The sequence below is a fragment of the Tepidiforma flava genome (genome assembly GCF_027594505.1).
GTDB lineage: Bacteria > Chloroflexota > Dehalococcoidia > Tepidiformales > Tepidiformaceae > Tepidiforma > Tepidiforma flava.
In genome coordinates this window covers 2733522-2747661 of the sequence record NZ_CP115149.1, presented here as the reverse complement: position 1 = coordinate 2747661, position 14140 = coordinate 2733522, and the positions used below count along the sequence as shown (strand labels likewise).

14 protein-coding genes are annotated in these 14140 nt (G+C 69.9%); 10 read left to right on the top strand and 4 right to left on the bottom strand.

Going from position 1 to position 14140, the window contains the following annotated elements; translation table 11 throughout:
• The first annotated feature begins 7 nt into the window (after positions 1 to 7).
• The 7 genes from O0235_RS14880 (at position 8) to O0235_RS14850 (ending at position 6184) form a co-directional block, all read left to right on the top strand.
• On the top strand, positions 8 to 1264 hold the full coding sequence (locus tag O0235_RS14880; protein ID WP_270056556.1) for a CaiB/BaiF CoA transferase family protein: 1257 nt from the start codon (positions 8 to 10) through the stop codon (positions 1262 to 1264).
• A 96-nt stretch (positions 1265 to 1360) separates the two neighbouring features.
• A complete protein-coding gene (locus O0235_RS14875; protein WP_270056555.1) occupies positions 1361 to 1930 on the top strand; it encodes a LemA family protein in 570 nt (189 codons plus the stop codon).
• A 37-nt stretch (positions 1931 to 1967) separates the two neighbouring features.
• Complete coding sequence (locus tag O0235_RS14870) at positions 1968 to 2894, top strand: M48 family metallopeptidase (protein WP_270056554.1); 927 nt, start codon at positions 1968 to 1970, stop codon at positions 2892 to 2894.
• A 199-nt stretch (positions 2895 to 3093) separates the two neighbouring features.
• Positions 3094 to 4533, top strand: coding sequence for a 4-hydroxyphenylacetate 3-hydroxylase N-terminal domain-containing protein (locus tag O0235_RS14865; RefSeq protein WP_270056553.1), 1440 nt, complete (start codon positions 3094 to 3096; stop codon positions 4531 to 4533).
• Positions 4534 to 4562: 29 nt separating this feature from the next.
• Positions 4563 to 5036, top strand: coding sequence for a maleylpyruvate isomerase N-terminal domain-containing protein (locus O0235_RS14860; RefSeq protein ID WP_270056552.1), 474 nt, complete (start codon positions 4563 to 4565; stop codon positions 5034 to 5036).
• Complete coding sequence (locus tag O0235_RS14855; RefSeq protein WP_270056551.1) at positions 5033 to 5497, top strand: RidA family protein; 465 nt, start codon at positions 5033 to 5035, stop codon at positions 5495 to 5497. The genes O0235_RS14860 and O0235_RS14855 overlap by 4 nt, the downstream gene beginning before the upstream one ends.
• Positions 5498 to 5530: 33 nt before the next feature.
• Positions 5531 to 6184, top strand: coding sequence for an LON peptidase substrate-binding domain-containing protein (locus tag O0235_RS14850; protein ID WP_270058083.1), 654 nt, complete (start codon positions 5531 to 5533; stop codon positions 6182 to 6184).
• A gap of 12 nt (positions 6185 to 6196) precedes the next feature.
• Here the strand turns inward: O0235_RS14850 and nadA are convergent, their stop codons facing one another.
• From nadA to O0235_RS14830, 4 genes are all read right to left on the bottom strand, one after another.
• The gene (gene nadA, locus O0235_RS14845) at positions 6197 to 7414 is read right to left on the bottom strand and encodes a quinolinate synthase NadA (protein WP_270056550.1); all 1218 of its coding nucleotides are present in this window, start codon (positions 7412 to 7414) and stop codon (positions 6197 to 6199) included.
• 244 nt (positions 7415 to 7658) lie between these two features.
• Positions 7659 to 7898 (bottom strand): hypothetical protein, encoded by a 240-nt coding sequence (locus tag O0235_RS14840; RefSeq protein WP_270056549.1) that lies wholly within the window; start codon positions 7896 to 7898, stop codon positions 7659 to 7661.
• A gap of 74 nt (positions 7899 to 7972) precedes the next feature.
• Positions 7973 to 8173 (bottom strand): hypothetical protein, encoded by a 201-nt coding sequence (locus tag O0235_RS14835; RefSeq protein WP_270056548.1) that lies wholly within the window; start codon positions 8171 to 8173, stop codon positions 7973 to 7975.
• A 26-nt stretch (positions 8174 to 8199) separates the two neighbouring features.
• A complete protein-coding gene (locus tag O0235_RS14830; RefSeq protein ID WP_270056547.1) occupies positions 8200 to 8583 on the bottom strand; it encodes a hypothetical protein in 384 nt (127 codons plus the stop codon).
• A 123-nt stretch (positions 8584 to 8706) separates the two neighbouring features.
• Between O0235_RS14830 and rnc the strand changes: the two genes are divergently transcribed.
• The 3 genes from rnc to ftsY all read left to right on the top strand — a co-directional run bounded on the left by rnc (position 8707) and on the right by ftsY (position 14136).
• On the top strand, positions 8707 to 9429 hold the full coding sequence (gene rnc / locus O0235_RS14825; protein ID WP_270056546.1) for a ribonuclease III: 723 nt from the start codon (positions 8707 to 8709) through the stop codon (positions 9427 to 9429).
• The gene (smc, locus tag O0235_RS14820; protein WP_270056545.1) at positions 9420 to 13064 is read left to right on the top strand and encodes a chromosome segregation protein SMC; all 3645 of its coding nucleotides are present in this window, start codon (positions 9420 to 9422) and stop codon (positions 13062 to 13064) included. The genes rnc and smc overlap by 10 nt, the downstream gene beginning before the upstream one ends.
• A gap of 61 nt (positions 13065 to 13125) precedes the next feature.
• Positions 13126 to 14136, top strand: a complete 1011-nt coding sequence (gene ftsY / locus O0235_RS14815; RefSeq protein ID WP_270056544.1) for a signal recognition particle-docking protein FtsY — start codon at positions 13126 to 13128, stop codon at positions 14134 to 14136.
• The last annotated feature ends 4 nt before the right edge of the window (positions 14137 to 14140 follow it).

Below are 14140 nucleotides of genomic sequence, written 5' to 3'. Positions count from 1 at the left end.
GCTCCCGATGCCGAAGAAACCCCTCGAAGGCCTCCGCGTCGCCGACTTCTCCTGGTACGGCGCCGGCCCCATCGCCGGCAACACCCTCTCCCAGTTCGGCGCTGAGGTCATCCGCGTCGAATCCGAAACCCGGCCCGACGGCCTCCGCCGCGTCCACCCCTTCGCCATGAACCCGGACGGCACCTTCAAGTCCGGCTACAACGTCTCCGGCTACTTCAACAACTTCAACACCGGCAAGCTCTCCCTCCAGCTCAACCTCAACCTGCCGAAGGGCCAGGAAATCGCCTACCGCCTCATCGAGAAGTGCGACGTCTTCCTGACCAACTTCACCCCGCGCGTCATCGACAAGTGGAACCTCCGCTACGAGCAGATCAGCGCGCGCAACCCGCGCATCATCGCCGCCTACGCGCCGATGCAGGGCCTCACCGGTCCCCACCGCGACTTCCTCGGCTTCGGCGCTGTGCTCACGCCCGTCACCGGCATCAGCCACATGAGCGGCTTCCCCAACCGCCCGCCGATCGGCGTCGGCACCAACTACCCCGACTACGTCATCAACCCGGGGCACACCGTCACCGCCATCCTCGCCGCCCTCCGCTACCGCAACCGCACCGGCAAAGGCCAGCTCATCGAACTCCCCCAGCTCGAATCGGTCGTCAACACCCTCGGCACCGCCGTGCTCGAATACCTCGTCAACGGCGAGAACCCCTCGCGCATGGGCAACCGAAGCCTCAACTGCAGCCCCCACGGCGCCTTCCGCTGCGCCGATGACCCTGAATCGGTCGGCTCCGTCGACCGCTGGGTCGTCATCGCCTGCCGCGACGACCGCGAATGGGCCGCCGCCGCTGCCGCGCTCGGGCACCCCGAAGCCGCGAACGACCCGAGATTCGCCACCTTCGACGCCCGCAAGGCCAACGAAGACGAACTCGAAGCCCTCATCGGCAGCTGGGTCCGCGACCGCAAGGCCGAAGACGTGGCCGCCGCCCTCCAGGCCGCCGGCGTCCCCGCCGGCGTCGTCCAGAACGCGCAGGACCTGCTCGAGCGCGACCCCCACATGCGCGCCCGCGGCTACTACCAGTACGTCGAGCACCCCGAAGCCGGCCGCGAGGCCYACGACGGCCCGGCCTTCCGCCTCAGCGCCACCCCCGGCTCCGTGGCCGGCCCAGCCCCGCTGCTCGGCGAGCACACCATGGACGTCTGCGAACGCATCATCGGCCTCTCGATGGACGAAGTCGCCGATCTCCTCGCCGAGGGCGTGCTCGTCTAGGTTCCGTTACCGCCAGTTGACATCGGAAAGGGCGCCCGTGGCGGCGCCCTTTACCGTCTGTGGTAGCATGCCCCCAGCACTCCACGGAGCGTCCTCGTGACCGGTCTCATCGTCCTCATCGTCGTCATCGTCGCGGTCCTCCTCCTCGTCTTCTGGGTCGTCGGGCTCTACAACTCGCTCGCCCGCGCCCGCATCCGCGTCAAGGAGGCCTGGTCCGGCATCGACGTCCAGCTGAAGCGTCGCTCCAGCCTGATCCCCAACCTCGTCGAGACGGTCAAAGGCTACGCCGCCCACGAAAAAGAAACCCTCGAGAACGTCACCCGCGCCCGCGCCATGCTCGACCGCGCGCAGACGCCCGGCCAGGCCGCCCAGGCCGACAACATCCTGACCGGCGCCCTCCGCTCCCTCTTCGCTGTCGCCGAGGCCTACCCCGACCTCAAAGCGAACCAGAACTTCCTCGAGCTGCAGCGCGAACTGACCGACACCGAAGACAAAATCGCCTACGCCCGCCAGTTCTATAACTCCAACGTCCGCGTCTACAACGAGAAAATCGCGACCGTCCCCAGCTCCATCATCGCCGGCATGTTCAACTTCGAGCCCGCCGAGTTCTACGAGGCCGAAGACGCCGCTCGCGAGGACGTTCGCGTCTCCTTCGTGAGCAACTGACGCGGCGCGTCAGCGCCCGCGGCCCGAACCCCTGCGCATGGCCTCCGCCCCCGTCCCGGGCTCTGTTCTCATCTACGACCGCATCGCGGCCAACCGCCGCACGACGTGGGTCTTGATGGTGGCTTTCGTCGCCATCACCACTGCGCTCGCCGGGCTCATCATTTACGCCCTCGGCCTGCCGATTGGCGCGCTCGGCATCGCCGGCATCGCCATCATCATCTACGCCATCTTCAGCTACTTCGCCGCCTCCAGCGTCGTCCTCTCGATATCCGGCGCGCATGAAGTGACGAAAGAGCAGGAGTGGGAGTACGTCCGCCGGGTCGAAAACCTGGCGATCGGCGCCGGCCTGCCGATGCCGCGGACGTGGGTCCTCGAAGACAGCGCGCCGAACGCCTTCGCGACCGGCCGCGACCCGCAGCACGCCCACATCGTCGTCACCCGCGGTCTGCTCCAGAAGCTCGAACCCATCGAGCTCGAAGCCGTCCTCGCCCACGAGATGTCCCACATCGGCAACTACGACATCCGGGTGATGACCATCGCCACCGTGCTCGTCGGCATCGTCGTCCTGCTCAGCGATTTCTTCCTGCGCTGGACCTACTGGGGCGCTGGGGCGCGGCGCGGAAGCAGGAACAAAGGCGGCGGCGGTGCGGTGATCCTCGTCCTCCTCGCCATCATCGCCGCCATCCTCGCGCCGATCGTCGCCCAGGCGCTGAAGTTCGCCGTCAGCCGCCAGCGCGAGTACCTCGCCGATGCCTCCGGCGCGCTTCTCTGCCGCCACCCCGAGGCCCTCGCCCGCGCCCTCGAGAAAATCGCCGCCGACCCCGAACCCCTCGAAGCGGCCAACAAGGCGACCGCCCACCTCTACATCTACAACCCCCTCCGCGAGCACCGGAGCTTCCTCAACAACCTCTTCAATACGCACCCGCCGGTCGAAGAGCGCATCCGGCTCCTGCGCAGCATGTAGGTGCCCGCAGCGTCCACAGCGGGTCACCCGGTCAGCAGCGCCGCCGTGCCGAAGATGAGGCGGACCCGTGACGGGTCACGATGGCACTTCGGCCGCCCCGGATGCTCCGCGCCCGCAGAACCAACCACCCGCCGGGGCGTACAATCCCCACGGCGGCCCCGGCCGCCGCACTCATCGCCCCGGAGGACAGCTCCCCCACATGGGACTCCGCACCCCCCAGCAGTACATCGACTCCCTCAAAGACGGCCGCACCGTCTACTACCGCGGCGAACGCGTGCCCGACGTCACGACCCACCCGGTCATCAAGAAGGCCGTCCGCCACGCCTGCCTCGACTTCGAGATGGCCGAAAACCCCGAGTACCGCGACCTCGCGGTCGTCACCGGCGAGGACGGCCAGCCCTACTCCCGCTACTACAAGATCCCCGCGAGCACCGACGACCTCCTCCAGCGCTCCCGCCTCATCGAGACCGCGACCGCCCTCGGCAAGACGCTCGTCGTCCTCGTCAAGGAAATCGGCACCGACGCGCTCTTCGCGCTCCACCGCGTCGCCCGCCAGGTCGACCAGAAGTACGAAACGGACTACCACCGCCGCGTCGAAGCCTTCTACCGGCACTGCCGCGACAACGACCTCGCCGTTTCCGTCGCCCAGACCGACGTGAAGGGCGACCGCGGCCTCGGCCCGCGCGACCAGCCGCACCCGGATTACTACACCCGCATCGTCGAACGGCGGCCGGACGGCATCGTCGTGCGCGGCGCCAAGATCCACACCAGCTGCACCACGAACGTCAACGAACTCATCGTCCTGCCGACGCGCGCGATGGCGGAGGCCGATGCCGACTATGCCGTCAGCTTCGCCATCCCCGTCGATACCCCCGGCCTCAAGCTCATCGCCAGCCCCTACGGCGGGAGCCCGAAGAACGAGTTCGACGCCCCGCTCTCCGCCGAGCGGAAGATGATGGAGACCATCACCATCTTCGACGACGTCTTCGTGCCATGGGAGCGCGTGTTCCTCGCGGGCGAGTACGACTTCGCCGGCCCGCTCGCGCTCGGCTTCGTCGAGTACCACCGCTTCACCGCCGTCTCCTACAAGCTCCCGCTCGTCGATGCCCTCGTCGGCTCGGCCCTCCTCATGGCCGACCTGAACGGCATCGCCCGCGCTGCCCACGTCCGCGACAAGCTCATCCGCCTCATCAGCTACGCTGAGACGCTCCGCGCCCTCACCGAAATGGCCGCCCTCCGCGGCCGGGGCGACGACCCCGGAATCTTCGCGCCCGACCCGCTGACGACCAACATGGCGAAGTACCACTTCGCCCACGGCTACCATGAGGCGCTCCAGCACGTGCAGGACATCGCCGGCGGCATGCTCGTGACCGGCCCCGGCGCCGAGGACTTCGCCAATCCCGAAACCGGCGACCTGCTCCGCAAGTACCTCGGCGGCCGCGCCGGCGTCGACGGCGAAGTCCGCACCCGCGCCATGAACATGGTCAGCGACCTCACCACCGGCGACTTCGGCGGCTACCACGCCGTCCTTGCTATTCACGCCGAGGGCTCCCTCGAAGCCGAGAAGCTCATGATCAGCCGCGCCTACGACGGGCGCCGCGCCCTCGAATACGCCAAAAAGCTCGCCGGCATCGCCTGACCGCCGGCCCGCACTGAAGGAGGTTCCGCGTGTCCAGCAAGTCCGAAACCCTTGCCGCCCTCGATGACGGCTACCGCCGGTTCCGCGCCGGCATCGCCGACCTCGACGACGCCGCGTACGCCGAGGCGTGGCTCGGCACGTGGAACCTCGCACAGCTCCTCGCCCATATGGCCGGCTGGTACCGCGAAATGACCGGCGCCCTCGAGCGGGTCGCGCGCGGCGAGCGCCCCACGCCGCCCGGCGTCGACTACTCCGACCCGGAGCCGTGGAATCAGCGCTTCGCCGCTGCCGCCCTCCCTGGCCGCGCTGCGCTCGACGATTGGGACGCGGCCTATGCGGCCTACCGCGCGGCGGCTGAGGCGCTCCCCGAGGACCGCTACGGCATCGACCCGGAGTCCGGCCGCCCGCGCATCGGCAACCGGCTCCTGCAGGGCGCCGGCATCGGCCACTTCGAGGAGCACCAGCCCGAGCTCGACGCCTGGCTCGCCGCGCGCCGCCGGTGAGCCCCGAGGAACGGCTCGCCGCCCTCGGCCTCGAACTGCCGCCGCCGTTCGCGCCGCCAGCCAGCTTCGTGCCGGCCGTGCGCACCGGCAGCCTCGTCTTCCTCTCCGGTCACGGCCCGACGGGGAACGACGGCCAGCCCCTGCTCCGCGGCCGCCTCGGCGACGACCTGACCGTCGAGGACGGCTACCGCGCCGCGCGGCTCACCGCCCTCGCGCTCCTCGGCTCGCTGAAAGGCGAAATCGGCAGCCTCGACCGCGTCGCCCAGGTCGTGAAGCTCCTCGGGATGGTCCGCTGCACTCCCGATTTCGGCCAGCAGCCCGCCGTCATCAACGGCGCCTCCGACCTCCTCATCGAGCTCTTCGGCGAACGCGGCCGCCACGCCCGCTCCGCCGTCGGCATGCACGACCTCCCCTTCGGCATCCCCGTCGAAATCGAAATGGTCGTCGAACTGCGCGACTGACATAATCGCACCAGCCACCGGAGGTCGGCGCCGCTGGAACTCCCGCTCTTCCCGCTCCGCACCGTGCTCTTTCCCGGGATGCGCCTGCCCCTGCGCATTTTCGAGGAGCGCTATCGCGTCATGGTCCGCGAGCTGCTGGAGAACGGCGGCGAGTTCGGCGTCGTCCTCATCCGCGAAGGCCCGGAGGTCGGCCCCGGCGCTATCCCCTACGACGTCGGCACCGCAGCCCGACTCGAATCCTGCGAAGAGACCGACGGCGGCCGGTACCTCATCACCGCCCGCGGGACGTGGCGCTTCCGCATCGACCGCCTGTTGCCCCCGCGTCCGTACCCGTTCGGCGAAGTCACCCCGCTCGATGACGCCGACGGACCCATGACGCCGCGCCTCAAGGCCGCGCTCGAAACCGTCCGCGCCACCTTCCCGCTCTACTTCCGCCTCGTGCTCTCGCTCACCGACCAGTGGGCGCGCGGCCTCGACCTCCCCCAGCGCCCGCACCGCCTCGTCGATTTCCTCGGCGAGTGGCTGCAGGTCGGCGAAGACGTCAAACAGCGGCTGCTCGAAATCGAGCCCGCCGAGGACCGCGTCGCCTACCTCGCCGAAGTCCTCGACGACCTCATCCTCCGCACGAAGGACGCCGTCATCGAACACCGCCGCAAAAAGTACGGCGCACTCGGCATCGCCAACTGACGGCCTGCCGGTTCAGGCCAGCTCCAGCATCCGCTCCAGCGCCACCAGCGACCATTTCCGCGTTTCGGGGTCGACGCGCACCTCGTTCACCACCTGCCCCTGCACGAGCGCCTCGAGCGTCCATGCCACGTACGCCGGGTGAATCCGGTACATCGTGCTGCACGGGCAGACCACCGGGTCGAGGCAGAAGACCGTCTTGTCCGGGTTCTGTTTCGCGAGCCGGTTCACGAGGTTGATCTCCGTCCCGACCGCCCACGTCGTCCCCGCCGGCGCCTCCCGGATGACCTTCGCGATCTTCTCCGTCGAACCGTACTGGTCGGCGGCCTGGACCACCTCCCACCGGCACTCCGGGTGCACGATGACGTTGACCCCCGGGTGCTCCCTCCGGGCCTTCTCGATCTGCTCGACTGTGAACCGCTGGTGCGTGCTGCAGTGTCCCTGCCAGAGGATGATCTTCGCCTTCCGCAGCTGCTCCGGCGTCGTGCCGCCCATCGGCAGCCGCCAGTTCCAGAGGACCATCTCGTCGAGCGGGATGCCCATCGCGTACCCGGTGTTCCGTCCCAGGTGCTGATCCGGGAAGAACAGCACCTTCTCTCCCCGCTCGAACGCCCAGCGCAGCGCCCGGTCCGCGTTGCTCGACGTGCAGACCAGCCCGCCCCGCTCGCCGGTGAAGGCCTTCAGGCTTGCCGCGCTGTTCATGTACGTCACCGGGATCACACGGGCGTCCTCGCCGAGCACCTCGTGAATCTCATCCCAGGCCGCGTAGACGTCGTCCGGGTCCGCCATATCGGCCATCGAACAGCCGGCGGCCATGTTCGGCAGGATGACCCGGACCTGCTCCGGGGTCAGGATGTCCGCCGACTCCGCCATGAAGTGCACCCCGCAGAAGAGCACGTACTCGATGCCCTCCTGCTCCGCGGCGTGCCGCGCGAGCTTGAAGCTGTCGCCCGTGAAGTCCGCGTACTTGATGACCTCATCGCGCTGGTAGTGGTGCCCGAGGATCACCAGCTTCGAGCCGAGCTTCGCCCGCGCCGCCGCGATCCGGTGGTCCAGCTCTTCCGGCCCCATCTGGAGGTACGCCCGCGGGATGTCCTGCTGCCAGCTCACGAAGGCCGGCTCCTGCGCCAGCGGCACCGGCGTCAGCGCGTCGGCCGGGCAGGTGTCCGGGTCCGAATACATCACCAGCAGTTCGGCGTAGCTCTTGCCCGCCGGGGCCAGCGTGGCAGCCATCGCATCCCTCCTGCTTAGTGTCATTCCTACACTAAGCTTTGCTTCCACTGTGCCCAATCGATGCCTTCGTGTCAACCTGACACGAACCCCCTTACCAGCTGCCGGCGCCGCCTTCCCGGGAGCTCCAGCGTCCCTCCCGGGGAGGGGCGACTCGGCGTGCTCCCTGTCCGTCGAGGACCCGGGAGAGCCCCAGGCGGGCCGTGCTGTCTGCGGGCCCGCTGCGTTCAACTGGCGAAGTTCGGCCTCAGCCCTTCCGCCGCTGCTGGGCGCGCGCCCACCGGCGGCTCAGGATCCACCGCGTGCTCAGCCGGGAGAACCCGGCCCCCAGCAGCACCGCCCACACCACGCTCGCGAACAGGAACGCGCCGTCGTTCACCGACGCCAGCAGCCCCATATACAGCCCGAGGAATCCCCCGAGCGCGAACGCGAAGTACACCGGGAACGTCCGCCACTTCCATTCCGGCAGCGGGATCGGTTTCGGCACGGCGGCCGGAGGTGCCGCGCCCCCGCCCGTCGTCCCGCTCCCGGCCGGCCTGCGCCGCCGCCGCGATGCCGCGCTCACGAGGGCACCCCGTAGCGCAGCCGAAACGCCATGTCGCACCGCCGGCACAGGGGCACCACGTCCCGGCCGAGCAGCTCCCGCATGCCTATCACGTGCACACCGCACTCCTTCCCGGTTTCGCCCTTCCGGGCATCGGGGAAATGAAACAGCTGGCCGCAATCCGCGCACACCAGCGCGCTCGCCGGCCCGATGGGCATCTTACACTCGCAGCAGACCTGCGCCCTCATCCACGCCGCGCGACGCCCCCGGGCAGGTCGCCCCGCCGGAAGAGCAGGACACCGCCGGCCGTCCGCCGGTGGCGAACCTGGCCGGCTTCCGCGAGCGCCTCCAGCGCCGCCGGCGTCATCTGCGCCGCCGCCGCCGCCTCCAGCAGGTCGAGCACGTCATCCAGCGTGCCCGGCTCAGCCGGCGGCGCGAGGCAGACGTTGCACGCAAACTCCAGCGCGAGGTGCTCCTCGTTGATCCACACCTGACCGCAGTCGGTCCCCGGCAGGTCCGCCCGCGAATTCAGGTGGTACAGGTTTCCGCACCAGTTGCACCACGCCTCCATATGCGCCTCGACCGCCCCGGCGCACACGTGGCAAACCTTGACCTCGACGTCCTGCATACCATCCTCGAGCATACGGCACGGCTTGACTCCCCGTGAACCTGCTCCCTATGATCATAGCGCTTTAGCATTTCCTGCCCGCCGGGCAGGCTGCCCGGCGCTGCCGCCCGGGCCGGAGGGGACGTGGGAGAACCCGCACGAGGAGACCGCGCCGAGCTGCTCGCCCGCCTCCGGGTCCGTGCGCTTCGCTCCGACCTCCTCGAACAGGCGCTGACGCACTCCTCCTACCTCAACGAGAACCCCGCGGCCGGCGCCTCCAACGAGCGCCTCGAATTCCTCGGCGATGCCGTGCTTGGCCTCGTCGTCGCCCGCCTCCTGTTCGAACGCTGCCCCGGGGCTGGCGAAGGCGACCTCACCCGTATCCGCGCCGAGATCGTCCGCGGGAGCACCCTCGCGCGCGCCGCTGCGCGCATCGAGCTCGGCCGCTTCCTCGTCCTCGGCCGCGGCGAAGAGGCGGCCGGCGGCCGCACCCGCGACCGCAACCTCGCCGGCGCGCTGGAAGCCCTCATCGGCGCCGTCTACCTCGATGCCGGCTTCCGCGCCGCCGCCGCGCTCATCCGCCGTCTCCTCCGCGACGAAATCGACCGCGCCCTCCGCGAAGGCGCCCGCCCCGATGCGAAGAGCTCCCTTCAGCACCTCGCCCAGTCCCGCTGGCACGAAGCGCCGGAATATGTGACGGTTGAGGATACGGCGGATGCGCCCCACCGCCGCTTCGTCGTGGAAGTGAAAATCGCGGGCTTGCCCCGCGGCCGCGGCGAAGGCCGCAGCAAGCGCGAAGCCCAGCAGCGCGCCGCCGAAGTCGCGCTCGAAGGGCTCCGCCGGGAGGAGGGCGCAGCGTGTACCTGAAGCGGCTCGCCATCCACGGCTTCAAGAGCTTCGCCAACACCACCACGTTCGAGTTCGGCCCCGGCATCACCGCCATCGTCGGCCCGAACGGCTCCGGCAAGAGCAACGTTGCCGATGCCATCCGCTGGGTCCTCGGCGAACAGAGCGCCCGCCTCCTGCGCACGAAGAAGCAGGAAGACGTCATCTTCGCCGGCACCGGCAACCGCGCCGCCGTCGGCATGGCCGAAGTCGCCCTCACCCTCGACAACGCGGAGCGCTGGCTCCCGCTCGATTTCGCCGAGGTCGAAATCGCCCGCCGCCTCTACCGCAACGGCGAAAGCGAATACCTCCTCAACGGCTCCCGCGTCCGCCTGCGCGACATCATCGACCTGTTGATGAAGGGCGACGTCGGGCAGAACTCCTACTCCATCATGGGCCAGGGCCTCGTCGACGAAGTTCTCTCCATGTCGCCCGACGAGCGCCGGGCGTTCCTCGACGAAGCCGCCGACGTGAAACGCTTCCGCCTCCGCATCAAGGAAGCGCAGGACCGCCTTGCCGCCACGAGCGACAACATCGAGCGCGTGGCGCTCATCATCCAGGAAATCGAGCCCCGCCTCAGCCAGCTCAGCCGGCAGGCCGAGCGCGCCGCCGAGTACCGCCGGCTCACCGCCGAGCTCGCCTCGCTCCTCCGGCTCTATTACGGCCACCTCTGGTCCGAAGCCCAGAACCAGGTCGTCCGCGTCCGCGCCGCCCTCGACCAGCGCGTCGCAGAGAACGAGGCCGCATCGCGGCGGGTCCAGCAGCTTCGCGAACAGCTGCGCACGCTCTCGGAGGAGATCCGCAAGCGCCGCGATGCCATCGCCCGGCGCGATACCCGCAGCACCGAAATCGAACAGCGCATCGCCGCGACCGAACAGGCCATCGCCCTCGACCGCGAACGCCGCTCGATGGTCGCTGTCCGCCGCGAAGAGCTCCAGCGCGAGCTCGAAGCGCTCGAAGCCGAGCGGCTCTCGCTCGCCGCCACGGATGTCGACGAAGGCCGCCGCAACCTCGAGGTCGCCGGGCAGGCCGAGGCCATCCGCGCCGAGATGGACCGCTGCCGCGCCGAACTCGACGCCGCCGAGCGCGAATACTCCCGCGTCCGCAGCCGCGTCCAGGAGCTCCGCGACGGCGCCGACGGCGACGACCGCCGCGCCGCCTCCTTCCGGGCCGACATCGAGAGCGCCGAGCGCCGCGTCGCCGACCTCGACCGCGAGATGGAGCAGCTCATCGCCCGCCGCAAAGCGATCATCGTCGAGCTGCTCGGGAGCCGCCGCCGCATCGCCGAGGCCCGCCTCGCCGTGGAAGAAGGCGAAGACCGGCTCGTCGAGGCCCGCCGCGAGGCCGACGCCGCCCGCGAGCAGCTCCAGCGCATCCAGGACGAAGTCCGCGAGTACGAAGCCGCGGGCAACCAGGAACTCCGGGAACTCGACCACCTCGAGGGCCGGCTCGATGCCCTCCGCCGCGTCCAGGCCGAACACGACGGCGTCGCCGCCGGCACGCGCCAGGTGCTCATCATGGGACAGGCCCTCATCGACGAGTTCGAGCCCGGCTCCCTCGGCGAGCCGCCCGAGCTCCCCGGCGTGGTCGGCCTCCTCTCCCGCCAGCTGCGCGTGCCGCCCGGCCTCGAGACCGCCATCAACGCCGCCCTCGAACACCGCCTCCACGCCGTCATCGTCGAGAACGAACAGGTCGCTCTCGAGGCCATCGCCATCCTGCAGCGCCGGCGGCAGGGCAGGGCCCAGTTCCTTCCGCTCGATGCCGTCCGCCACGTCTACCCGCTCAATCTCCAGAAGGAGCGGGGCGTCGTCGGCGTCGCCGCGAAGCTGGTCCGGTGCGAACAGCGGGTCCGCCCGCTCGTCGATACGCTCCTCGGCCGCGTCATCGTCGTCGAAGACGTGCAAACCGCGCTGCGCATGATTCGCCGCTCCCTCGGCTCCGTCGTCACCCTCGACGGCGTCTACATCGAGCCCACCGGCGTCATCGCCGGCGGCTCGACCGGCGCCGACGAAGGCGAATTCATCCGCCAGCGCGAACTCGAAGAACTCCCCGCCCGCATCGAGGAGCTGCGCAAGCGGACGGAAGTCGCCGCCGAGCGCATCGCCCAGGCGCGCCTTGCCATCGAACAGGTCGCGAAGCGCTCCCACGAAGCCGAGGCGAACTACGAAATGCTCCGCCGCGCCCTCGAAGCCGCCCGGCAGGACCTCGAGCGCGAACGCGAACGCCGCCACCGCATCCGGCGCGACGCCGACGCCCTCCGCTCCAAACGCGCCGACATCCAGCGGGAGCGCGCCGGCCGCCTCCAGCAGGCCGAACAGGCGCGTCTCGCCCTCGAGGCGCTCCAGCAGCGCGCCGCCGAACGGCGGCAGGAGCTCGCAGCCCTCGAGGAGGAGCTCGCCCTCGCCACTGCCCGGCGCGAGGCAGCCCTCGCCTCCGTGTCCGAAGTCTCCGGCCGGCTCGCCGCTGCCGAGGGCGAGCGCCGCACCCTCATCGCCATGCGCGAACAGCACGAGAAAGCGCTCGAGCGGCTCGACAGCCAGATCCAGGCCCGGAAGCTCCAGGCCCGCAACCTCGAGCTCGAAGCCGGCGTCATCGACGAGCGGCTCGAGCGCCTCGCCCGTGAGCTCGAGGCCATCCGCGCCGAACAGGCCCGCTTCGCTGAGGATGCCGCGCCCGACCGCGACGAACTCCACCGCCTCGAAAACCACGAGCGCGCCATCCAGGAGGAATTCGCCGTCGCCCAGGACCAGCTCCTCGCCATCGATCGCAAACGGCTCGACCTCGAAAACGAGCTCGCCCGCGCCAACGAGCGCCTCGAAAGCCTCCGCCACGAAATGGAGCGCGAAGGTCTCGCGCCCACCGACGCCGGCGACATCGTCAGCCTCGACGAGCTGGACCGCATGGACGCCCTGCCCGAACCGGAGGCCCCGCGCATCCAGGGCGGCGCCGCCATCGACGTCGAAGCCACCCGCCAGCGCATCGAGGAGATTCGCCGGCAGATTCGCCGCCTCGGCGCCATCAACGAAGAGGCGCCGGAGGACTACCACGAGCTGAAGGAGCGCCACGAGTTCCTCACGACGCAGCTTGCGGACCTCACCGACGCGGCCGACCAGCTCCGCACCGCCATCGCGGAGCTGAACGAGGAGATCCGCACCCGCTTCACCGTCACCTTCGACACGGTGAACCGGGCCTTCGGCGAGTACTTCCAGGCGTTCTTCGGCGGCGGCCAGGCGAGTCTCGCCCTCACCGACCCGAACCGGCCCGCCGAAGCCGGCATCGAAATCGAAGCCCAGCCTCCGGGCAAGCGCATCAAAAGCCTCTCGCTCCTCTCCGGCGGTGAACGCTCCCTCACGGCGGTTGCCCTCCTCTTCGCCCTCCTCACGGCAAACCCCGCGCCCTTCTGCGTGCTCGACGAAGTGGACGCCGCCCTCGACGAAGCCAACGTCGGCCGCTTCACCTCCGCCCTCCGGAAGCTCAGCGAGCGGACCCAGTTCATCGTCGTCACCCACAACCGGCGCACCATCGAGGTCGCCGACGCCATCTACGGCGTGTCGATGGGCCGCGACGGCGTCTCGAAAGTCCTCAGCCTCCGCCTCGCCGACCTCCCGCAATCGTGACCCTGTCCCCTAACGGCCGCCCGGCTACCATCGCTCCCAGCCCCCTGCGAGGAGTGCCCCATTGAGGTTCTGGCGCCGCAAGCCCGCTGAACCCCAGCAGCCCGGCGAAGCTCCTGCTCCGCCCCCGGACGAGCCGACGCCCGAAGAGCGCGCCGAGCTCCACGAGCAGACTGGCCGCGCCGTCGAACGCACCCGCCGCGGCTTCTTCGGCCGTCTCGGCGCCCTCTTCGAGCGCCCCGACTTCGACGACACCCTCTGGGACGAGCTCGAAGAAATCCTCATCGGCGCCGACACCGGCCTCGAAACGGCCTCCACAGTCCTCGACCGCGTGCGCCAGCGGGTCAAGAAGGAGGGCGTGAAGCAATCCGCCCGCGTCCGCGAACTCCTCCGCGAAGAGCTCATCGCCATCCTCCGCGAACCCGGCGAAACGCCCCCGGCCTGGGCCCGCGGCGATGTCGCGCCTCCGCTCGTCATCCTCGTCGTCGGCGTCAACGGCGCCGGCAAGACGACGACCATCGCGAAGATGGCCCACGCCTTCAAGCGCGACGGCGCGACGGTCATCCTTGGCGCCGCCGATACCTTCCGCGCCGCAGCCACCGACCAGCTCAAGGTCTGGGGCGAGCGCGTCGGCGTGCGCGTCGTCGCCCACCAGCCGGGAGCCGACCCCGGCGCCGTCGCCTTCGATACCCTCGCCGCTGCCGAGTCCTCCAAAGCCGATATCGTCATCATCGATACCGCAGGGCGTCTCCACACCAAGTCCAACCTCATGGAGGAGCTCAAAAAGGTCGACCGCGTGATCAAGCGCAAGGACCCGTCCGCGCCGCACGAGACGCTCCTCGTCCTCGATGCGACGACCGGCCAGAACGGCCTCCTCCAGGCCCGCACCTTCACCGGCGCGGTCGGCGTGACCGGCATCGTCCTCGCCAAGCTCGACGGGACCGCGAAGGGCGGCATCGCCTTCGCCATCGCCCACGAACTGGGTCTCCCCGTCCGCTTCATCGGCACCGGGGAGCGCATGGACGACCTCGCCCCCTTCGACCCGGTCGAGTTCGTCGACTCGCTCCTCGCCTGAGCCG

Coding starts and splice junctions, on each gene's coding strand:
- O0235_RS14865 (WP_270056553.1), top strand. CDS start 3,094: ATGGGACTCCGCACCCCCCAGCAGTACATCGACTCCCTCAAAGACGGC.
- O0235_RS14830 (WP_270056547.1), bottom strand. CDS start 8,583: ATGCAGGACGTCGAGGTCAAGGTTTGCCACGTGTGCGCCGGGGCGGTC.
- nadA (WP_270056550.1), bottom strand. CDS start 7,414: ATGGCTGCCACGCTGGCCCCGGCGGGCAAGAGCTACGCCGAACTGCTG.
- O0235_RS14870 (WP_270056554.1), top strand. CDS start 1,968: ATGGCCTCCGCCCCCGTCCCGGGCTCTGTTCTCATCTACGACCGCATC.
- O0235_RS14835 (WP_270056548.1), bottom strand. CDS start 8,173: ATGCCCATCGGGCCGGCGAGCGCGCTGGTGTGCGCGGATTGCGGCCAG.